At 40.5% G+C, this 21,740-nt stretch carries 19 protein-coding genes; 6 read left to right on the top strand and 13 right to left on the bottom strand.

The genetic code is table 11. The annotated features are described in order from the left end of the window. Nucleotides 1-46 precede the first annotated feature (46 nt). Entirely contained in the window at nucleotides 47-1,513 is a 1,467-nt protein-coding gene (locus tag ACT29H_RS04635) for a PAS domain-containing sensor histidine kinase (protein WP_444820434.1), read from the top strand. 118 nt (nucleotides 1,514-1,631) lie between these two features. On the opposite strand, the gene corA is transcribed toward ACT29H_RS04635, so the two are convergent. From corA to ACT29H_RS04620, 3 genes are all read right to left on the bottom strand, one after another. Continuing rightward, entirely contained in the window at nucleotides 1,632-2,690 is a 1,059-nt protein-coding gene (gene corA / locus ACT29H_RS04630) for a magnesium/cobalt transporter CorA (protein WP_444820433.1), read from the bottom strand. A 64-nt stretch (nucleotides 2,691-2,754) separates the two neighbouring features. Next, on the bottom strand, nucleotides 2,755-3,255 hold the full coding sequence (gene ribH / locus ACT29H_RS04625) for a 6,7-dimethyl-8-ribityllumazine synthase (protein WP_444820432.1): 501 nt from the start codon (nucleotides 3,253-3,255) through the stop codon (nucleotides 2,755-2,757). An 86-nt stretch (nucleotides 3,256-3,341) separates the two neighbouring features. After that, the gene (locus ACT29H_RS04620) at nucleotides 3,342-4,022 is read right to left on the bottom strand and encodes a tetratricopeptide repeat protein (RefSeq protein ID WP_444820431.1); all 681 of its coding nucleotides are present in this window, start codon (nucleotides 4,020-4,022) and stop codon (nucleotides 3,342-3,344) included. A 135-nt stretch (nucleotides 4,023-4,157) separates the two neighbouring features. On the opposite strand from ACT29H_RS04620, the gene recF reads away from it, so the two are divergent. Together recF and ACT29H_RS04610 are read left to right on the top strand one after the other, a co-directional pair. Next, on the top strand, nucleotides 4,158-5,279 hold the full coding sequence (gene recF, locus ACT29H_RS04615) for a DNA replication/repair protein RecF (RefSeq protein ID WP_444820430.1): 1,122 nt from the start codon (nucleotides 4,158-4,160) through the stop codon (nucleotides 5,277-5,279). A gap of 101 nt (nucleotides 5,280-5,380) precedes the next feature. Continuing rightward, complete coding sequence (locus ACT29H_RS04610; protein WP_444820429.1) at nucleotides 5,381-5,692, top strand: DUF721 domain-containing protein; 312 nt, start codon at nucleotides 5,381-5,383, stop codon at nucleotides 5,690-5,692. 20 nt (nucleotides 5,693-5,712) lie between these two features. On the opposite strand, the gene ACT29H_RS04605 is transcribed toward ACT29H_RS04610, so the two are convergent. Both ACT29H_RS04605 and accC read right to left on the bottom strand, forming a co-directional pair. After that, nucleotides 5,713-6,228: a biotin/lipoyl-containing protein gene (locus ACT29H_RS04605; protein ID WP_444820428.1), complete on the bottom strand. Its 516-nt coding sequence runs from the start codon at nucleotides 6,226-6,228 to the stop codon at nucleotides 5,713-5,715. Between the two features lie 140 nt (nucleotides 6,229-6,368). Next, a complete protein-coding gene (accC, locus tag ACT29H_RS04600) occupies nucleotides 6,369-7,880 on the bottom strand; it encodes an acetyl-CoA carboxylase biotin carboxylase subunit (protein WP_444820427.1) in 1,512 nt (503 codons plus the stop codon). A gap of 516 nt (nucleotides 7,881-8,396) precedes the next feature. Here accC and ACT29H_RS04595 point away from each other — a divergent pair. Beyond that, a complete protein-coding gene (locus ACT29H_RS04595) occupies nucleotides 8,397-8,906 on the top strand; it encodes a ferritin (RefSeq protein WP_444820426.1) in 510 nt (169 codons plus the stop codon). 71 nt (nucleotides 8,907-8,977) lie between these two features. Here ACT29H_RS04595 and ACT29H_RS04590 read toward each other — a convergent pair whose 3' ends face one another. From ACT29H_RS04590 to ACT29H_RS04565, 6 genes are all read right to left on the bottom strand, one after another. After that, nucleotides 8,978-9,331 (bottom strand): translation initiation factor, encoded by a 354-nt coding sequence (locus ACT29H_RS04590; protein WP_444820425.1) that lies wholly within the window; start codon nucleotides 9,329-9,331, stop codon nucleotides 8,978-8,980. Continuing rightward, nucleotides 9,328-10,074: a shikimate dehydrogenase family protein gene (locus tag ACT29H_RS04585; protein ID WP_444820424.1), complete on the bottom strand. Its 747-nt coding sequence runs from the start codon at nucleotides 10,072-10,074 to the stop codon at nucleotides 9,328-9,330. The genes ACT29H_RS04590 and ACT29H_RS04585 overlap by 4 nt, the downstream gene beginning before the upstream one ends. Nucleotides 10,075-10,078: 4 nt before the next feature. Then, the gene (locus tag ACT29H_RS04580; RefSeq protein ID WP_444820423.1) at nucleotides 10,079-10,984 is read right to left on the bottom strand and encodes a DUF368 domain-containing protein; all 906 of its coding nucleotides are present in this window, start codon (nucleotides 10,982-10,984) and stop codon (nucleotides 10,079-10,081) included. Then, nucleotides 10,974-11,741: a phosphosulfolactate synthase gene (locus ACT29H_RS04575; protein WP_444820422.1), complete on the bottom strand. Its 768-nt coding sequence runs from the start codon at nucleotides 11,739-11,741 to the stop codon at nucleotides 10,974-10,976. The genes ACT29H_RS04580 and ACT29H_RS04575 overlap by 11 nt, the downstream gene beginning before the upstream one ends. Further along, a complete protein-coding gene (locus tag ACT29H_RS04570) occupies nucleotides 11,731-13,173 on the bottom strand; it encodes a tetratricopeptide repeat protein (protein ID WP_444820421.1) in 1,443 nt (480 codons plus the stop codon). Before ACT29H_RS04570 ends, ACT29H_RS04575 begins: the two co-directional genes overlap by 11 nt. 322 nt (nucleotides 13,174-13,495) lie before the next feature. After that, the gene (locus ACT29H_RS04565; RefSeq protein WP_444820420.1) at nucleotides 13,496-15,025 is read right to left on the bottom strand and encodes a DUF4301 family protein; all 1,530 of its coding nucleotides are present in this window, start codon (nucleotides 15,023-15,025) and stop codon (nucleotides 13,496-13,498) included. 475 nt (nucleotides 15,026-15,500) lie between these two features. Between ACT29H_RS04565 and ACT29H_RS04560 the strand changes: the two genes are divergently transcribed. Both ACT29H_RS04560 and ACT29H_RS04555 read left to right on the top strand, forming a co-directional pair. Beyond that, entirely contained in the window at nucleotides 15,501-16,730 is a 1,230-nt protein-coding gene (locus ACT29H_RS04560) for an OmpP1/FadL family transporter (protein ID WP_444820419.1), read from the top strand. Between the two features lie 81 nt (nucleotides 16,731-16,811). Continuing rightward, entirely contained in the window at nucleotides 16,812-18,170 is a 1,359-nt protein-coding gene (locus ACT29H_RS04555) for a hypothetical protein (protein WP_444820418.1), read from the top strand. Between the two features lie 230 nt (nucleotides 18,171-18,400). Here the strand turns inward: ACT29H_RS04555 and feoB are convergent, their stop codons facing one another. Together feoB and ACT29H_RS04545 are read right to left on the bottom strand one after the other, a co-directional pair. Beyond that, the gene (feoB, locus tag ACT29H_RS04550) at nucleotides 18,401-20,614 is read right to left on the bottom strand and encodes a ferrous iron transport protein B (RefSeq protein ID WP_444820417.1); all 2,214 of its coding nucleotides are present in this window, start codon (nucleotides 20,612-20,614) and stop codon (nucleotides 18,401-18,403) included. Nucleotides 20,615-20,682: 68 nt separating this feature from the next. After that, nucleotides 20,683-21,696: a metal-dependent transcriptional regulator gene (locus ACT29H_RS04545; RefSeq protein ID WP_444820416.1), complete on the bottom strand. Its 1,014-nt coding sequence runs from the start codon at nucleotides 21,694-21,696 to the stop codon at nucleotides 20,683-20,685. Between the last annotated feature and the right edge of the window lie 44 nt (nucleotides 21,697-21,740).

The raw sequence follows: 21,740 nt of genomic DNA, 5'->3' as shown, positions 1-21,740 counted from the left end.
TTTCCAGATTTGCGTAAAGTAGATATAATTTCATAATTCCTATTTTATGATTAGAGAACAACAATTAGTTAAAGCGTTGAATAGCTCCGACGGTATTATAATGATTACTGATCCAGATGGTGCGATTCTCTTTGTTAATGAGGTGTTTGAAAAGGTATATGGGTATAAACGTGAAGAAATAATTGGTAGCACACCCAATTTTCTGAAGAGTGGATTTCATCCAAGGAAATTCTATGATGATTTGTGGCAAACTATTTCAGCAGGAAAAAGTTGGAATGGAGAGTTTATTAATCGTAGCAAAAGTGGAGAGATTATTTCGGAAGAAGCATCTATATCACCTATTTTTTCTGAGCACAATAATGCCATTACGGGATTTATTGCTATTAAATTCAATATTTCGGAGCGTAAAAAGCTCAAAGAACAATTGATATTGAAAGAGAAGTCGTTCGAGAAACTTTTTGAAAATTCACCTGTTGGCATCTTTATCCTGGAAGAAATAAGGTCGGAAGGTGAGAGCTCCGACTATTTGATAACTCGCGCAAATTTAAGAGCTTCGGTTATATTTAATCGTATTTCTTTTATTGACCAGAAACTTTCATCTGTTTTGGAATTTAAAAATATATCCAGAGTCATTGAAAAAAACAGAACGGTTCAGCACGGAGAAGAGATCAGCGAGTGGGAGGATGTTTGCAAAGGTAAAATGATGGAATTTAAGCTTTTTGGAATAGGAAAGAATACCAAATGTTTGTTGGTTTCAGATATTAGTCATAAAGTCAAAATGGAGTCCATGCTAAAAGAGAATGAAGCTCGACTTCTGGCACTGAATGAAACCAAGGATAAGATTTTCAGAATTATTGCTCACGATTTACGTAGTCCGTTTCAGGCAATTATGGGGTTTGCGCAAATGCTGAATGATGAAATGGATAATTTTTCACAGAAGGAATTAAAACTAATGGCCTCGCAAATTGCCAATGCCTCAGAGCAGACATATAAGCTTATCGATGATCTTTTAACTTGGTCTAAATCTCAGTTGGGGCAGCTATCTCCAGTTTTTTCGAAGGTAAAGGTAAAAGAGATTTCAGAAAAAGTCTTTTCCTATTTAGCGACTCAAGCAGATAAGAAAAAAATTCATTTGGTCAATAAGGTGGATGAAACTGATGTAATTAAAGCGGATAAGGATATGGTCGAATTTATAATCCGGAATCTGGTTCATAATGGGATAAAATTTTCACTTCCGGGTGGAGAGGTTTGTTGTTCCTCGGAAAGAGATGGCAAAAACATTAAGGTTCATATTAAGGATAACGGAATAGGTATTCAGGCAGATAAACTGGAAAAGATTTTTTCCTTGTCGGGAAATCTTTCAACCAAAGGGACAAGCGAAGAAGCAGGAACAGGACTGGGATTGATGCTCTCGTCAGAAATGGCGGAATTAAATTACGGCAATATTGAAGTGCAAAGTGAACCTGGAAAAGGCTCTCAGTTTACTATTGTTTTTCCGGCAGCATCGCTTTAGATTCATTATAAGAAGGAAAGATAAATTATTACAAAAGGATTTAATTAGGCACGCATAGGTTATAGGATACCTCAGAGGCGGATAATACTGATTCTTTTGGGTAGATAAATAGCGACGATTATAGCCATTTTTTTCGTTTAAAAAACCAGAGCATTCCGACGGTGAGGACAAGCATTAGTACCAGAGCAAAGGGATATCCGTATTCCCAGTTTAGTTCAGGCATCCTTTTGAAGTTCATGCCGTAAATCCCCGCAATGAAAGTAAGAGGGATAAAAAGAGAGGTGATGATGGTCAAGACTTTAATTACTTCATTCATCCGGTGACCTTGGTAGGAGAAAAACAGGTTGGTAATACCTTCGGCACGATTTATATTCAGGTCTGTTTCATCAATCAGTTGTAACAACTGATCCTTTAAATCGGAAAAATAGGGGATGGTTTCTTTGGGAATTTGACCAGTTTGCCCTTTCACTGTAAAAATGATGGCTTCTTTCACTGGATAAATTGCTTTTCGGATGGTAAAAAGCCCCTGTTTGACATGTTCAAGGGTTACTATGTGTTCAGGTTTAGGACTTTCCATAATCTTACGAGGAAGATCATTTAATCGTTTTTCCAGACCGTTGAGGCTGGTATAATAATTATCTGTGATAGCATCCAGTAATAAATAAAGGAGATAATCGGCTCCGGCTTTTCTTACAAGACCTTTGCTCTCTCTTAACCGGTCACGGATATACTCAAAGTGGTCACCCTTCTTTTCCTGAAAAGATAAGATCACATTGTCCTTCAGGATGAAGCTGATCTGTTCAGGTTCAATACTGTTGCCGTTGTCGGGTAACAATGATTTAACGGAAAAAAAAATCAAGTCGGGATGGATTTCTATTTTGGGCCGTTGTGTGGTATCAACAATATCCTGTATAATTAATTTGTCCAGTTTAAAGCGATCTGCAATCTTCCTGATTATTTCTATATCATGAATACCGTGAATATTAATCCAGATAACAGCATTATTACCATCTTCTATTTTATCATGGATTTTGTCAAAACTCCCTTCACTTCTAATTTCTTCAATTTCTTGTTCTGAGTATCTGAACAATTGGATGGAAGGAATGTCCATGAATTGATGGCCTATAAACTGGATTTTAGGCTCAAGCATTTTTCGTTGAAGTCGTAATTTGCCCATTGGTGGTATTTTTCAGGAACGGGAATGGACCCGTTCCTAATACATAATATCGACCTCTAAGTTATTAAATTTTAGAATATCTAATTTTTAATGATGTATCTACCATTTTTATAGCTGTTATAGCACCTTCGTCGCCTTTATTTCCTAATTTACCTCCGGCACGATCTTTGGCTTGCTGCATATTATCTGTTGTCAGAACTCCGAAGATGACTGGTTTGTCATACTTGACATTCAAATGGGTAATACCTTGCGTCACCCCTTGACATACATAATCGAAATGGGGGGTATCTCCCCTAATCACACATCCTAAGCATATAACTGCATCAACATTTTTTTGAATAAATCGAAAAGCCCCGAAAGGTAATTCAAAGCTGCCGGGAACTTTGGCTACCATTATATTTTCTTCTTTTGCTCCGTTTTTTAGGAGAGTGTTATAAGCTCCATTGAGCAAAGCTTCGGTTATTTCCCAGTTCCACTCTGATACGACAATTCCAAATTTCATTTTTTCGGCAGATGGAACATGATGCGGATCATAATCGGATAAATTCTTCAGATTTGTTGCCATGATTGATCTGTTTTAAAGTAAAAAAAGGTTGCCGGAAAAAGACGACAACCTTCTTATTAGATAAAAGATAAATACTCACCTTAAAATTACCCTGATATTTTTACTCTTGTAATGTACTTGTCAATTTGCCGTCCTTCAGAGCTCTCTTGGTAATTCTTTTTTATGGTATTATAAGCTTCCAAAGCTTTTTCTTTGTCTCCCATTTCTTCGTATAGAAGACCTAATTTAAATAGATAGAATGGAGTAATCATTTCATTCTCCAAAGAACTGGTGGCTTTTTTGTACCAATCAATAGCGTTTTCCCTATTGCCGGATTCAAGATAAGCATCACCAATGGCACCTTGCGCTGTAGCTTGAAGTAGCGGCTCATCTGTTGAAAAATCTTTCAGGTATTGAATGGCATTTTCCAAATTCCCCAAATGAAGAAAACAGATCCCTGCATAATATTGAGATAATTCTCCAACATCGGTAGAACTATATTTATCGATGATTTCCAGAAATCCGGGATTCATCCCATCACCATTTAGGGCCAGATTAAAACTGTCGGTTTCAAAATATTGCTGTGCATGAAAAATGCTCTCTTGGGCTTCTTTTTGAAGTGGTTGTATATATAGCTTTTTAAAAGCCCAATAACCACCAACAATAACAATCAGAGCAATGGCAGCTATACTGATCAGTTTCTGATTATCTTCAATAAACTGTTCGGTTTTAGTCAATGCCGATTCAACGTTTTCAAAACTGTCTTCGTGTTGTTGCTTTTTTGCCATATCTTTAATTCGTTTTATTCCGAAGGCAAATGTAATTCTTTTCCTTTTTATTCAAAACAGGGGTGCTATTATTTTTTTAAAGTTATCGACTCTCTGTTTTAGTTTCGTTAATTTTGCAGTTTTGATTGAGCCAATATGTATCTGAAACATCTGAATATTCTAAACTATAAAAACATTTCGCAAGCTGATCCCGAATTTTGTGAGGGTATCAACTGTTTTGTGGGCGCCAATGGAGCCGGGAAAACTAATCTTCTCGATACGATTTATTATTTGTCGTTTTGCAAAAGCTTCTTCAATTCTATTGATAGTCAGAATATCAACCATGAGGAGGATTTTTTTGTTATCCAAGGGACCTTTGAGAGAAACGAGCATGAAGAGCAAATTTATGTTGCACTAAAGCGGAATAAGAAAAAACAGTTTAAACGAAACAAAAAAGAGTATAATAAGCTTTCTGAGCATATTGGATTATTGCCTTTGGTAATGATTTCGCCTTCGGATGAACGTTTAATTACCGAAGGCAGCGACCAACGACGCAAGTATGTCGATAGTGTTGTGTCGCAATATAACAAGTTGTATCTGGAGCAATTAATTCGCTATAACCGTGCCTTAATGCAACGGAATGCCCTTCTTAAAAAGCATGACCAATTAAATCCCGGCTTGATAGCTCAGCTCGATGTTTGGGATGAACAACTGGCAACATTGGGGGAAGATATTTACAGACACCGAAGTCAATTTATTGAACAGTTGGTCCCGGTTTTTAGGGAACTCTATTCTCATATCAGTGGCGGAAATGAAACTGTGGATATTACATATGTTTCACACTATCAGGGCGGAGATATTATGGAAATGCTAAGAAATAACCGTTCCCGTGATTTAATTTTAGGATATACCACCCATGGCATTCATAAAGATGATCTTTCGCTGATGCTCAGTGGTCGACCGGTAAAAAAGGAAGGATCGCAAGGACAAAAGAAATCATTTTTAATTGCGTTGAAACTAGCTCAGTATGAGTTTTTGTCCAAACATAATGGTTTTGCACCAATTCTGTTGTTGGATGATGTTTTTGACAAATTGGATCTGGAAAGGGGAAACCGACTGATTCAATTGGTAGGGGAAGAGCGGTTTCGTCAGATTTTTATTACAGATACGCAAAAAGAACGTCTGGAAGGCATTGTTAGGCAAACCGGAAAAAATAACCGTTTTTTTGAAGTGAGGGAAGGAGTTATTAATAGAAAGAATGCGGAAATGGAGCATTAAGCAACTTTTTATATAGGATTCCTTAAAAAATTTGGACTATTTAATGCCGTGAATTGAATTTTTTTGTGGCCATCCATATAGAAATTTAAAGCCCGAGAAGAATGAACTACAAAAGGAAAAATCCAAGAAAAAAATCCATACAACCGCTGCAAGATATCCTAAAAGAAATAATGGGGCAGCCATCTATTTCTAAAGGGATATATCCCTCGCGAATTCCGCATGCTTGGAAGGTGGCTGTAGGTCCTTCTGTGGTAAGAGTTACAAAGAGTATATGGTTCAAACAAGGGGTGGTCTATGTATCACTTAACAGCAGTATTATCCGTAATGAATTAATGATGCATCGTGATAAAATTATTCATCAAATGAACCTACACATCGGGCAACCTTTGATAAAAGATCTGGTCATTCGGTAGTCAACGGATGATCCAATATGTTATTTTTCTTCGGCTGCTTTAATTTCCACCAAAACAGAGTTTTCTTTCACTAAATCATCTTTTTTTACATTGACTTTTTTTACAATTCCGGCAGTGGGCGTTTTCAATTCATTTTCCATTTTCATTGCTGAAAGAACAACTAGCGTCTGATTTTCTTGCACCGGATCCCCGGGAGATACTTTAACTGCAATCACTTTTCCGGGAATAGGTGCCTTAATATTTTCTGTTAGCTTTCCCTTTCTTTTAATGCCGTTGGTGCTTGAACTTGCAGGCGCTATTTCTATATCAAACGATTTGTATTGGGTATTGACGGCATAGTGACTTTTATCTCCGCTTTTTATGATTTCCATATTGTGGCTTTTTCCATTGTACAAAACCGAATATACGCCATTCTCAACTTTTTCAATATCAAGAGTATATTCTCTGCCACCTATCGTAACGATAAGAATGGATCCATCTCTTTTTAAGACGGTGATTTCCTCTTGTCGCTTTCCGTTTTTAGCTAATATTTTCATCCGTATAAAAATTGGTTAATCCATTGGTCTGATGGAACTCACAAGACCATTAGTTTATATATGTTCTCGGTGTGTCAAACTTCGTTGGACATGCTCGTTTCATGAGTTAAATTACGCATTCTCCAAAACAAAAGATGTTTTTAAAAAGGGTTAATTCTGTAGAGGCGACCGTACTCTTTCCAGTTCGATTTTTGGTGATGATTGAGTGAAAATCGTAATCTTTTATCGGAGTGTGCCTGATGTTCCACATAAGCCATAATCATCGCCAGGTCTTCACATTCCACATGGCATGGTTCCCCTTTCAGCAAGTATTCTTCATTGTTGGAAATAAAATGGGTGTCATATTTCCCCTGAATAAATTCGGAGGTATTCATTATTCTCTCCAAGAATTGAATATTGGTTTTAACCCCCGTAATCTTATACTCATAGAGCGCTCTTTTCATTCTGGCAACTGCTTCCTCGCGGTTTTGGGCCCAAACTATAAGTTTTGAAATTAAAGGATCGTAAAAGACCGTAATTTCATAACCTTCGTAAATGTACCCGTCGGTACGAACTCCAAGACCTAATGGTTCCGTTATATGAAGGATCCTTCCTGCTCCCGGCATGAAGTTGTTTTGCGGATCTTCGGCATAGATACGGCATTCGATAGCATGTCCCGTCCTTTGGATGTCTTGTTGTTTAAAGGGCAGAGGCTCTCCATTGGCAATTTTGATTTGTGCTTTAACTAAATCGATACCGGTGGTTCGTTCAGTTATGGGATGTTCCACCTGTAATCGGGTATTCATTTCCAGAAAATAAAAGTTCATATGAGCGTCTACAAGAAATTCCACCGTTCCCGCTCCAGTATAGTTAACAGACGCAGCGGCTGCTACAGCTCTTTCCGTCATGGCTTTTCGAATCTCATCCGTAATGAACGGAGAGGGGGTTTCTTCCACTACCTTCTGATGTCGACGCTGTACAGAGCATTCTCTTTCAAAAAGATGTACAATATTGCCGTGTTGATCGCCAAGAATCTGTACTTCTATATGGTGCGGAGATTGGAGGTACTTTTCCATATAGATGGTATCGTCACCAAAAGCATTCAGCGCCTCGGATTGGGCTCTTGTTACTGCCTGAATTATTTCGTCCGGACTCCACACCAGGCGCATTCCCTTTCCTCCACCTCCTGCCGATGCTTTGATCATAACCGGATAACCAATCTCTTCGGCGATTTGCTTTATCTTAGCTTCATTGGATAGGTCAAGCTTACCTGATCCGGGTACAACGGGAACGCCCGCTTTAATCATTAATTCACGTGCTTTCATTTTGTCACCCATTATCCTAATTGCTTCCGTATCGGGCCCAATAAAGATAAGCCCTGCATCACGAACTCTTTGGGCAAAGTCTGCATTTTCGGAAAGAAAACCATACCCTGGATGGATGGCATCGGCCCCGCTTTTTTTGGCAATCTCTATTATTCTGGGAATATTGAGATAGCTTTGGCCTGATGGGCCCGGGCCTGCCAGATAGGCTTCGTCGGCATAACGAACATGCATGGAAGTTCGGTCCGGTGCTGAGTATATTGCCACGCTTTCAATGTTGGCTTCCCGACACGAACGGATTATTCGTACTGCTATTTCACCCCGGTTGGCCACTAATATTTTTTTTATCATACCTGATAATTGTTAATGTTCTTTTCTTATTGTTAACAAAACGGATGCTTTTGGGTTCAAATTTTTTAATCCTAACTATCTTTTGAATTTTAGTATGGCTTGTGTAATGGGGGGTAAGCATCTGTTTGTGATTGAATGGTCTTACATGTCAATAGGCTTCATAATAGCTTTGTTTTCACCAGCATAAAGTTCGGTTAATTCATTGGTCTGATGGAATTCGCTTGACCATCAGTTTATACCTTTTCTTGTTGTGACAACTCTACGTTGTCATGCTCGTTTCATTCTCTTAAATCTTTGGTAAATGAAATTATGCGGCAAGAGGAGGGAACCCTTGTGGGTGCAATTGAGCTAATAAAATTTATTCTAGGAATGAATAATAGATATGAGAAATGTCATCTATTAATTAGGAATTATTAAGAATTGATATAAATTAGTTTTGGGATGGCAATGATTCAAGCAAGAAGATTATTTATCTCTTATATTTAAAGCTTGAATAACCATCAAAACAAGGTAATTATGTTGAATAAGAATGTTGAAAAGAAACTGATCGAGCAAATTGAAAAAGAAGGTTACTCATCCAATTTATACCTTGCTATGGCCAGTTGGTCGGAAAGCAACGGGTTAGAAGGGATTGCCAACTGGATGTATGCCCAGTCCGATGAGGAGCGCACTCATATGTTGAAAATTGTAAAGTATGTCAATGAAAGAGGCGGACAGGCCATTATTAGCGCATTGGATGAACCGCCTGTTGATTTTTCGAGTGTTAAAGCTTTGTTTGAAAAAGTTTATGAACATGAACAGATGATTTCGGCATCTATTAATGACATTGTGGATGTGTGCCTGAAAGAAAAGGATTTTACCACCCATAGCTGGTTGCAGTGGTTCGTCAATGAGCAAATTGAGGAAGAAGCTTCTGTTTCAGCTATATTGGACAAATTAAAACTATTAGGTGATCAGAACAATAATCTCTATTTGTTGGATCGAGACATCCTGGCTATGCGAAATCAGGGATCCGAAAACCAATAATATTGGAGGAATGAATGTTGAAAGCCGGGGCGTATCGAATATTAGCCCCGGCTTATTTTTTGCAAGAAAAATTAACCGCCTGATTTTTTTGTTCGGGAGTATCCGTTTTTGTGAAGATAATCTATAATGCGGTCCCGGAAATCGCCTTGAATAAGGATTTCGCCATTTTTCGTAGAACCACCTGTTCCGCAAATGCCTTTTAATTTTTTTCCTAATTCTTGTAGATCCAAGTCGCTTCCAATGAACCCGGTAATTAAAGTTACAGATTTTCCCTTTCTGTTTTTACGATCTAAACTAACTCTTAAGTCCTGCTTGTCGGGAGAAATTGTTTCTGTATCCTCATTTTCAATGTAATCTTGCGGATTGAAATCAGGGTTGGTACTATATACCATTCCACCACTGATTTTTTTCTTCTTTTTGCTCATTTCCCATTAAAGATTTCCCAGGCTGCTTCGGCCTGAAGATGCAACATTTCAAGTCCGTTTTTTATTGTAGCCCCTTTTTTAGCGCATTTTTCAAGAAATTGAGTGGTCTCAGGATTATAAACCAAATCAAATGCAAGATGCGTGGGGGTAATCCCATCGTAGGGAATAGGAGGGTAGGCATCCGTGTGCGGCGCCATGCCTACAGGTGTGGTATTGACAACAACCCCATACTCATGAATGATTTCGTTCGTTAACGATTCGTATGATACATGGGCAGGATGTTGTGGTGTTCTCGACACAAAGCGGTAAAGCAGTCCCAATTGTTGAAGGGCATAGGCTACTGCTTTTGAGGCTCCTCCGGTTCCCAAAATCAAGGCTTTTTTGTGTGTGGGTTGAAGCAAAGGAGTGATGGATCGTATGAAACCAATAACATCTGTGTTATATCCTTTTAGTCGAGGTTTTGCATTTTTCCATTCAATTTTGACCACATTTACTGCTCCTATTCCTTGGGCTTGCGGGTCAATTTCATCAAGGTATTCCATGACCTGTTGTTTATAAGGAATGGTCACATTTACGCCCCCCAAATATGGGTGCTTTTTTAACAGGTCTGGAAGCTGATGAATATCTGATATAGGAAAGTTGAGGTATCTGGCATCAATGTTCTCTCTCTGAAATTTTTCAGTGAAAAAACGTTGCGAAAATGAATGCCCCAAAGGGTATCCTATGAGTCCAAAGGTTTCCATGTGATTACTTTTTTTCTTTTTTCCCGGCCCATATCTCGGTAATGGCGATACTTAAAATTCCTAAAATTAAAAAAAGCAGAGCAAAAAATAATTGGGTATTTACCTCCGGAAGAAACCAATCATAGCCCACTACTTTTGTTTTATCACCAAAAGTTCTGGTGATTTCATCTTTCCATGGCCACAAGATGCCTAAAGACCCTAAAATAAAGCCGGAAAGTAACGCTATGGTGGAGTCTGGAAATCGACTGATGAGCCAGGACAAAAATCGGCTGAAAAGCAGCAGACCAATAATGGCTCCTAAGGCTACAGGGATAAGTATTCCAAGGTCAAAATGGTTGACGGCATCAATCATTACCAATTGATAGTTGCCCATCAAAACCAGAACAAAAGATCCGCTCAAGCCCGGTAATATCATGCTGCAAATGGCAACTATCCCGCATAACATCAAATAGATAAATGAACTATTTTCAGAAGCAGGGGTCAATACCGATATGGTCACGGCTATTGCCGCACCTGCAAGAAAAGTAAAGATTGCACCCAAATGCCAATTCTTGACGGTTTTCCCTACAAAATATACGGAGGCCAGTACTAGTCCGAAAAAGAAGGACCAAACATAGGTCGGATAATTTAAAAAAAGAAATTCCAATAGTCGGGCCAAAGAGATTATTGCAACTGCTATCCCGGCAAACAATGCAGATAAAAAGGCCAGATCGGTATGACGGGCAAACGCCTTAAATTGTCCATGTAACAGAATGTTTAACGCTTTCGAGTCAAAAGCCTTGATGGTATTGATCAGACGGATAAATATTCCGGTTATTAAAGCAATGGTACCTCCGGATACCCCGGGGATAACATTAGCTGCTCCCATGGCAACGCCTTTCAGAAAGTGTGAAATTGTCTTATTCAGCATCGGGCAAAAAGTCTAAAAGAGTATCACCTCTAAGACCTAATCGCAGTGTTTCAAGAGGAATAACCTCTCCTGGTGCAATATTCCCCAGATTCACGTTATGGCCAAAATGTTTGATAAACCATACCTGCTGAGGCTTTTTCGGAGCTTCCCACAAAATGTTATCCGCATCCAGATGACTTCTAATATCTTCAATTAAATGAAGATTGGCAGAACCATCGTTATTGTAGATCCCGGTGTTGCCACTTTCCCGAGCCTCTGCTATTACTTTCCACGCCCCGGCCTCTAATTCTGTTTTCATCATAGAAATCCATTCCGGATTAGGAATGACCTTATCGGCAATTTTGGATCCTACTTCACTAACTACAATATACTCTTTGGAAAGCAATTCAATATATTTAAGTTTATCCGGATGGTTCATGGAGATGGTTCCGTCGCTTACCTCAACATATTCCATCCCGAAACGATCTAGGTATCGTCGGAATTCATCAAACATTCCTCGAATAATGAATGCTTCAAATAGAGTGCCGCCAAAGTAGGCATGAAGACCCGCTTCTCGGTAGATATTCAGTTTGGCTTCCAGGCTGGGTACCAATAGACTGGTACCAAATCCCAGTTTTACCAGGTCAGTATAAGGCGCATTTCCTTCTACAAAATTTTCTGCTTCCCGAACGCTTAATCCCTTGTCCATCATCATGGTAAGACCATATTGACGGGGTTTGTCGGGGCGTTGGGGTAAATTTGGTAAATCAAAATTCATAATTCCCATTATTGAGTTCAATTAAACTGCTCAGTTGTTCATTGTTCCGTGCCAGGGAGATGATCTCCGGGAAGAGGTCTGTTAGTTCTTCAATATATCCCGGTGCATTTACAACAGCTAATTCCAAATGATATATTCCGTTGTCCAAATTCTCTGTGATCATCAAATGATAGGCTGCCAACATATATTGAAAGGAGGCAGTCTCTACGAATTTTTGAGTATACTGCTCAATAAAAATCTCTATGTTGAAATCCGGATTTAACGCTTTCTCCAGCTTAAATAAGGCGCTTTGATGCCGGAAATCTTTACTGTTGTGACGTGCTGCTTTAATGAAAAAATTCCTGGAACGATTCCATTTTTCGTCCAAGACATAAGATTGGGCTATCAGATGGTAAAAGGTTCCAAGTTCTTCTTCCGTCATTAATTCTTTTTCGCCTAAGATGTGATCTATAATCTTTCGGCATTCTTTGGAATCCTGCTGTTCAAGAAAGAATCGGGCATAATTTTCCCAAATGTCGAAATCCACAAAATCTGATTTTACAGCCAGTTCGAAAAAAGCAATTGTTTTGGTGGTATTCCCGAGTTTGCTCCAGCAATCAGCAATGTATTGAAGACATTTGGGTTGATCAATGTCATAGGAAACGCAATCAAGGTAGCTGTCCAGCGCTTCCAGATATCTGTTTTGCTGCGCCAGACTGTTCCCCTTATTGAAGTGTGCCTGTGAATGTTCCGGATTTATTGCCAGACACATATCAAAAGCCTCTTCCGCTTCCTTCAATCTTCCAATCTTTACCAGTGAAATGCCCGCATTGTACCATGCGTTCTCGGAATAGGGATTGAGATCTAGAACTTCTTGATATATATCGTAGGCCTTTCGATTCTCACCAATTTTATCCAGCGCATAGGCGAGCTCGAAAAGCAAATTCTCATCATTTCTGATTTTCGGGTAACGGACTGATAAAATGTCTATTGTTGTATTGTGTTCATTAAACTGATTGAGATACAGTACCGTGTCCAGTAATATGTCATTTTCGTCATTGGCAAACTCCAATCCGGCTTTTAAGGTATGAATGGCTTTGGGATTATTTCCCTCCCTGAAATAAACATATCCAAGGTTCAAATAAACTTCAGGATTGGATTTTTCGATATGCATTAAAAGTTCGAGAATAGCCGTTGCTTTGGATAGCTGCCCTTTCTCTATATATATGATAGCTTCCTTAATTTTTAAAGAGGAAGCACCGGGATGTTGTCGAAGGCCCAACTGAATAATTCGTTCCGCTTTTTCAAGGTCGAATTGATCCAGATAAAAATCAAAAATGCTTTCGATACTATGTACATCAAAAAAATATTCCTGTTTATTATGCTCCATTTTTTCGAAACGTTCTACCGCTTCTTTAACTTCATTGAAATGTGCAGACCAGGATTCAAACATAAGCACTAAATTTATTGCTGCAAAAGTACGCATTCTTTATGGAAAGCCAATGCTTCACCTTTTATTTGATCTGCCTAATTCCTTTTTTAGCAAAAAGGAAGGACTGTTGCGGCCCAATGGCTAACCGCAATATACGCATTGAAACCGGACAATGATTTTTGTCCGGTTTATGACCTTTTTGCGATGTTAACTGTTCCTGGCTCATTAGGCTTAAGTGTTGGCGTGGTAACCTCCCGTTTTTGAAGGTTTATCAGGCTATACCCTTTGGGGGCCATCACTGGCGCGATTCATGAATATTGGCCTCTCTCCAATAACAGATGATCTATTCCTGTTGATGCGCCGGTCTTAAAAGATCGGTTACCGTTTTAACGGGGTTAAAAGTTTCGATCGGTACTTCCACAAAGATGGTCAACCATCGGGCCATAGCACCGTTCCATAAGCCCGGTAGTTCCAATGCTTTGATGGTTTTTCCCTGAAAGTGTTTCAGAGAAATAAACCCGGTTTCAGGATCTATATATTGAAGCAAATCAAATTTTTCTCCCTTATAATTTTGGGTAATACAAACCAAATCGACAGGATTGAAATGGGTACTGGCTTCAAACACTTCTTTTTGATCGGGATCTTTGAGGTTAAATTGAGAGCCTTCCACAATCTGAAGGGTTTGTTGCCCGCTTGCATCCTTGACCCAGAAGGGGCCACCACCCGGTTCCCCCTGATTTTTTACCATTCCACATACCCGAATCGGACGATTAAAATATTGATAAAGGTAGGCTGCCTGTTCCTCTATACTAGCGGTTTGCTGTTGGAGTGGAATATCGGTGTGAAGAAAGTCGTTTAAGAATTTACGGGCCGAAACAATGAGCTCATCAGAAATTTTTTCTTCCAATTGGCGAAGGTATTGAAATACTCTATTCCTGATTTCCAGAGCCAAGCCGCCTAGTGCTTGTTTATAGTTTACTATTACCGGTAGGAGAGAGGCAGGTACCACATTATCGATGTTTTTTATAAATATTATATCGGCATCACAATCGTTTAAGTTTTCGATAAGAGCTCCATGACCACCCGGCCGAAAGAGTAACTGACCATGACGATCTCTGAAGGGTTCGTTTTGGGGGGTGACGGCAATGGTATCTGTATGAGGCTTCTGAAAACTGAAAGAAATTTCGAATGAGGTATTCGTTGCTTGTTTCGCTATGGATTGGTCTTTCTTTACTTGTTCCCTGAAAAAATCCAGATGTTCGGGACTTATGGTGAAATGAATCCTGGCTACGCCATCTTTATCTTTTGAGTACATGGCTCCTTCATACAGATGCTCGGCCATGGATGTATTGGATAGGTTGCCGTTTTTGTGAAAAAGAATCAATCCCTTGGGTAAAAAGCCATAGCCTAATCCCTCTTTGTGCAATACTTTTTGAATAATTTCATTGGCTAATTCCCGCCTTACTTCATGCTTTTTAAGATTATGATTCGGAAATAACTCTTCCAATCGGGAGAAAAAGGCAAAATCATGCAAGTTGTCAATAAACTGTCGAACGGGGTGATTGTCTGCCAAGTTTATGATGGGTTCCGGTTGATCAAGGTATTGGAAGAGATCTTTAAACATGCGAGTGGCGGCACCTGAAGCCGGAACAAATTTCATGAGTTTAAGGTTGTCTTCTCTCTCACGGTTAAAAATATTAATATAATGGTCAATTACATGCGATGGGAGTGAAATAATGCCATCATTTATGGTGGCAGGACGATCCGCTTTTACTGGCGGAAAATTCTTTTTAAAGCGTTCTATTTGTTGAATTATGGTAGATTCGGAAATGCCTTTTGCTTTTAATTGTTCGATATCCGACTGCTTAAACATATTGGGTTGCTTTAATTTGGTTTACTTATATAATATTTTCAACTATAATTTTAAAAGATTGTTTTTACTTAAAGGTTTTCGGGTATTCAACTGCAATATAACAAATAATAGTAAAATTTGATTTGATAAATTATTAAATACTAACCGGGCTCAAACAGAATCATACCTATCTTATTTAATAATATCTACTCTCATTCCTCTAATCTATTCAAGCCATCAAAAAATCGAATTAAAGAAAAAATGCAGTAATAAAATTCGACCTTTTGATGAATGGATTATCGACCATCGATTTTATTGTTTAGTTTGAAGTGTTTGTAAAAAGCTGTAAATTAGATGTATGAAAATTCGACTATTTGAATATATGAATTTCGAACGTTAATGTTTATATCGTCGAAAATGGCTGAGTGTGCTAATCAAGCGATATTGACTACATTCGTGGCTTTTCTTTTTTTAAAATTTGTATTAATTAATTGTTATGAAGCATTTTATTTTAACACTTGCAGCCTTTGTGCTGTTGGGTGCGACGGTAATGGCAGAAGGCTTTCAGGTAAATTTGCAGGGGCAAAAACAGACTGGGATGGGACATACCGGAACAGGTCTTCTTTTGGGCCCATCTTCCATTCATTTCAACCCGGGAGCATTGTCCTTTCTGGAAGGCAATATATTTCTTTCTGCAGGGGTCAGTGGGGTTTTTTCCAATAATTCTTTTGTAAAGAAACAACCATCTGTTTATAAGGCTGAAAGTGATAACCCTGTGGGAACACCATTTAGTTTTTATGGAGCGATGCGTCTCAATGAAAAGCTTGTGGTGGGCATTGGGGCCAATTCTCCTTATGGAAACTCTCTGAAATGGGATGATGATTGGGATGGACGCTATCTGATTCAGAATATTTCATTGAAGGCTATATATGTTCAACCTACCATTTCATATGCCATTACCCCAAACATTAGTGTTGGGGGTGGACCCGTTTTTGCTTTTGGTAGCGTGGATCTGGCCAAAGCGCTTCCTTTACAATTGGTAGATGGTGACGGTGACGTAAATCTAAATGGTACTACCACTGCCTTTGGTTACAATGTTGGAATCTTTTTTAAAGTAAGTCCGCGATTTACCGCCGGCATAAATTACCGATCTAAGGTACTAATGAAAGTGGATGGTGGGGATGCCACTTTTTTCGTCCCTGCATCTATGGCAAGTAACTTCCCCGGGAACAATACTTTTTCGGCCGAATTACCCATGCCATCCAACCTTACCTTTGGCATCGGACTGAAAGCTACGGATAAGTTGCTCTTTGCTTTTGACCTTCAACATGTAGGGTGGTCTGACTATCAGGATTTGAATTTTGATTTTAAGGAAAATACGGCGGCGCTTCAGGATTCACATAATCCTCGCAATTTCACGAATACCATGATTTACAGGCTTGGAGCTGAATATGAGGCTACCAGTTTTCTTAAATTGAGAGCCGGGGTATATTATGATGAAACGCCTATACCTGAAGATTATTTGACGCCTGAAACGCCCGGCACCAACAAAACAGGAATATCGGTTGGTTTTTCGTGGTCGCTGAATGACAAGCTTACGGTGGATGCTTCCTTGCTTCATATTGCTGGGCAAACACGTGAAGATGGTTATGCTCCTCTGAATTTTTACGGAACTTATGAATCTTCAGCATGGATCCCCGGAGTGGGTTTGAGCTGGGTCTTTTAAAAATGAGAATAAAAGAAGGGGGTGGGTGTAAGCTAGTTTCATCCACAAATCCTTTTTTCAATAATTGAAAAGTTTATTAGTATGATTAGTCGAATAATAATTGTAATATTTTTTGCAGTTTTTTTCTTTTCGTGTGAAGAGAATGTAGATGTTCCTACGCCTCAAAAAGGGACCGCCGATTTTTCGGTGTTTGTATCGCTGGGCGATTCTTATACAGCAGGATATACCAACGGAGCCCTTTCAGCCGACGGCCAGCAGTCCGCTTTTTCTTCTTTGCTGGCCCAACAACTTATGAAGGTAGGCAGTGAGGCTTACTCCATTCCTATGCTTCCCGACGGTACCAGTGTGGGATCGTCTCTTAAGGGAGAAATGGTGTTAAAAGTAACGGAGTCCGGCTTGTCGCCCCAGACAACGGAAGGAAACCCGGAATTGCTGACAGATCCCTTTACCTGGATAAACAGTGGTGCTCCTTACCACAATCTTGGAATTCCCGGTGCCAAAAGTTTCCATTTGATCGTGCCGGAGTATGGAGATCCAACTTTAGGTGAAGGCAATTTTAATCCCTTTTATGCCCGGTTTGCCTCAAATCCCGGAACTTCTACGGCTTTATCCGATGCTTTGATGCAAAATCCCACTTTTTTTAGTTTGTGGATAGGTGGAAACGATGTGTTGAGTTATGCTTTGGCCGGTGGGGAAGGAGAAGCGGGGGGAACCGAATCAGACGACATTACCACTCTTGGTTTCTTTTCGCAAAGCATAAATACCCTAATGGCACAGATGACAAGTTCAGGGGCCGGTGGTGTGACAGCCACTATTCCCGACATTGAGTTGCTCCCCTTCTTTAATCTTATTGTCCCCAATGCCCTTGAATTAAGTGCAGATCAGGCCGAAGCACTCAATGCGGCATATGCCGACTATAATGCTCTGGCGTTGCAGTTTGGATTAGATGAAATAGCCTTTTCGGAAGGTTTTAATTTCTTTGTGATTGAGGATCCTTTACATGCTTTGGGAAGGAGACAAATAAAAGCAGACGAGAAGATTCTGATGACTCTTCCTCGGGAAAAAATAACCACCGAAGGTTGGGGAACGCAGGTCGCCATACCCAAAGAATATGTACTGGATGAATTGGAGTTGAACAACTTATCCGGCGCCACCGAAGACTTTAATAAAATTATCAGAGATGGTGCTTCGCAGTATGGTTTGGCTGTAGTTGAAACCAATGAGTTGTTGCTGAAAACTTTTGAAGGATTAATTGTTGACGGCGTTACCTATACCAATGATTATGTGACAGGTGGTCTTTTTTCGTTGGATGGAATACATCTTACCGGCCGCGGGTCAGCAATCGTGGCTAATGCCTTTATTGATGCCATCAATGAAACCTATGGCAGTACCGTCCCTCATGTTGTTGTTAATGATCAAAAAGGAATTGTTTTTCCATAAGTGGATCTCTTTCACCTCTTGACGGCCTCTATGGCATAAATAGAGGGATTAGGAGATCTGTAATAATTAATGTAACAACGAAAAGGCTTTCCCATTCTGCGGGAAAGCCTTTTTCATAATTGAGAAAACGGTTTATGAAACTTTGTGGTAATCGACCCGGCTTTTTATTATCAGCACGATGTATTGGTTAAAGATATTTTGTGGCTCAATAAAAACGATTTAGATCTTTTTTATCCCCAAATCCAGGTGGTTAACAAGCAAACCATGAGGCCCATGGCTATTGGAAGAAATGTGGATACCAGCGTCCATCTTACACTTCCCGTCTCTTTATAAATGGTGTAAATGGTTGTAGAACAGGGGTTGTGAAGCAGACTGAAAAGCATGAGGTTAACAGCTGTGAGAAGTGTCCATCCCCCGGCATGCAGAAGTGTGGCGGTATCTTGCATGGAATCCAGCTCGAACATCACGCCCGCTCCTGCACCGACACCTGACATATTCTGTGTTAAGACGGTTAACATCAAAATGGTGGGGATCACAATTTCGTTGGCAGGGATGGCTATTATGTAGGCTAGAATTATAATGCCGTTCAAACCGAACAATAGCGCTGCCGGATTAACCCAGTCGATAAATTGTTCGGCAATACTAATTCCTTCCACATGGATATTGGCTACCAGCCAGATTACAATGCCGGCAGGAAAAGCAAATACAATGGCTCGCCAAAGTACAAATATGGTCCTGTCGATGAGAGAGGTATAAAGTATTTGCAGGACTCGAGGCGGCCGATAGGGAGGGAGTTCCAGACTGAAGGCTGAGGCTTCACCTCGTAAAATTGATTGGCTCAAGCCCCAGGATACCACCAGGCTGAGAATAATGCCCAAAAGGGCAATGCCAACTACGGCAGCCGCTGAAACCAACCCTGCCAATTGAGCAGGTACTGCCCCTCCAATAAAGATGGTTGCGATCAATATCTGCGTAGGCCAACGACCATTGCACAGCGAAAAATTATTGGTGATAATGGCGATTAGTCGTTCGCGAGGACTATCGATCACTCTGGTGGCAATAACGCCGGCCGCATTGCATCCAAACCCCATACTCATTGACAACGCTTGCTTACCATGGGCTCCTGCTTTACGAAACAGACTATCCATGTTGAATGCCACTCGTGGCAGATAGCCCAGATCTTCAAGTAGTGTATATAGCGGGAAAAATATGGCCATTGGCGGAAGCATTACTGAGATTACCCAGGCCATGGAGAGATAAGCGCCGTCGATCAACACGCCATTTAACCACCAAGGCATACCTAATGTGGTTCCCCATCCTTTCAGTATGGGATGAAAGGTATCCAACAAAACCGAGGCAAGCAGCTCGGAAGGATAATTGGCTCCCGACACGGTTATCCAGAACACCAGAGCTAGCAGCAGTAACATGATGGGGAATCCAAGCCATCGGCTGGTGACAATTTTGTCTATTTTGATGTCAAAACTGTATGCCGGCTTTTGGTCGTCCGTCTTAACCACCTTTGCCGCTATCTCTGCTGCATCGTTATAGATTCCTTCTACAATGGAATCATGAAAGTTAATCCCCAGATTCCAGCGTGCCGTATTCACCATTCCAAGCAGTTGGTCTCTTTCTTCTTGGTTGTTGGTACTGCTTTGAGATGAGGTGGGGGTATTGTTTAACAGACCAAGATTACCCGACCTAACGGCGTCAATAATACTCTGATCGCCTTCCAGAAGTCGAAGCGCTACCCAGTCGGAATTGGGAAGTTTGGGGAACAGTTCCTGCAGATGCCGGGAAATATCTTTTATGGTATGATTGATTTTGTCTGGCCGTTTTCGGGGTTTATAAGGCTTACAGACATAAGCACCGGAAGCCACCTGCTCGATGGCTGTTAGCAGCTCATTCATACCTTTGTTTCTGCGGGCAGCGGTTCCCACTACCGGAATGCCCAATTCGCGAGATAAAGCTCTGAAATTGATCTGAATGTGGTTTCGCTCCGCTTCGTCTGTTAGGTTCACACATAGGACTGCCCGGTCGGTAATTTCTAAGGTTTGAAGGGTCAGATTTAAGTTTCTTTGCAACCGCGTGGCATCGGCTACTATCACGGTAACATCAGGACGTCCGAAAAGAATGAAGTCGCGGGCCACTTCTTCATCGGTACTGGTGGATAGCAGCGAATAGGTGCCGGGTAAATCCACCACCTTATAACGCTTATCGTTGAACGAGAAGGCCCCTTCGGCACGACTCACGGTTTTTCCCGGCCAATTGCCGGTGTGCTGTCTGAGGCCGGTAACATTATTAAAGACTGTACTCTTTCCCGTGTTTGGATTGCCCGCCAGTGCAATTACATAATCAAATGTGGAGGTGTTGATACCCAAACGTTTTAAGTTTTCTTTATGATGAACCGGACAGTTCTCGCATCCGGTGGCTATTGGCTTCGTCATCGTCTTCAGTATTTTTGAATTCTATCCTTGTTTCTATTAGAGGAACACAAATCGATTATTAAGGTCAATCATTTTTGAATGTATATCATATTGGCCTGACTTTCTCGAATACCTATTGTGGTTTCCATAATCCGATAACCTACGGGGTCTCCTGATGCGCTTTTTAAAAGGGCTGTAATGTTTGTGCCGGGAACAATTCCCAGGTCCATTAAACGACGGCGTTCCTGACCACGACAATTATTGGATATGGCAACAATCTTTGCGCTTTCGCCAAGCTTCAATTCTGAAAGCTTGTTTAAGGCCTTTACCGGCGATTGCTTTGCAACGATTGGCTCTACAGTGACCGATTCTGCAAAAAGAGGGGTTAGCACACACTCTTCTCCATCGGCAGCAAAGGAGATTTTTTCTTTTTGAACCTCTAATACATATATGTCCATTCCCGGATAAAGGCCCAGCGCCACCAGTTGTTTGTATATGTAATCGGGCTCATCTTCCAGGTGGATGATTTTGGCTCGATCCCCTTTTTTTAATTGATTCAGTGCTTTGCCCTGAAAAAGAGGTAATTCTCCATCGGCCGTGGGGATGGGATCGCCGTGGGGATCAAAAGCCGGATTGCTCATATTGGCTGCCAGCTGGTTGGCATCATCCGGCGTAATGAAATGCTCCCAATGATCAGCTTTGGGGTGCCATTCGGTTTGTGTGTGCCCGGTTTCATCCGCCAGGTAAGTTTCCCAAATCCTGTGAACTCTTATGATGCGAAGAGAATAGGATTTTCCGGCCTCGGTCAGGTGGAGCTGTCCTTTGGCAATGGCTATCAGTCCCATGGCATTTAGCTTCTCTAATAACCGGTTGGCAGAATGCTCATTAATATTGAGGTTTTTGGCCAGGTCTTTAGAGGTGCACATCTGCTTTTTGTATTCGCAGTCGTATAGATATTTTAAAGCATCTTCCAGTAATACTCGTTGATTATTGATCTTTATGATGGCTAATCTGGCCAGAAAACCTTTCCGAGGCCAGAAAATCCATAACATGACCAGCAATAATGCAAGAAACGTGGATGCAAATACCATAAAGTTTTCCATTGTTGCTCTTTTTTATTGGAAAAACGGTGAATCGGTGTTCAGTG

The organism is Thermophagus sp. OGC60D27 (genome assembly GCF_052400625.1).
In the GTDB taxonomy this organism is placed as follows: domain Bacteria; phylum Bacteroidota; class Bacteroidia; order Bacteroidales; family Marinilabiliaceae; genus Thermophagus.
Note: the sequence above shows the minus strand (reverse complement) of the source record. Positions and strands in the feature narration are given on the sequence as shown.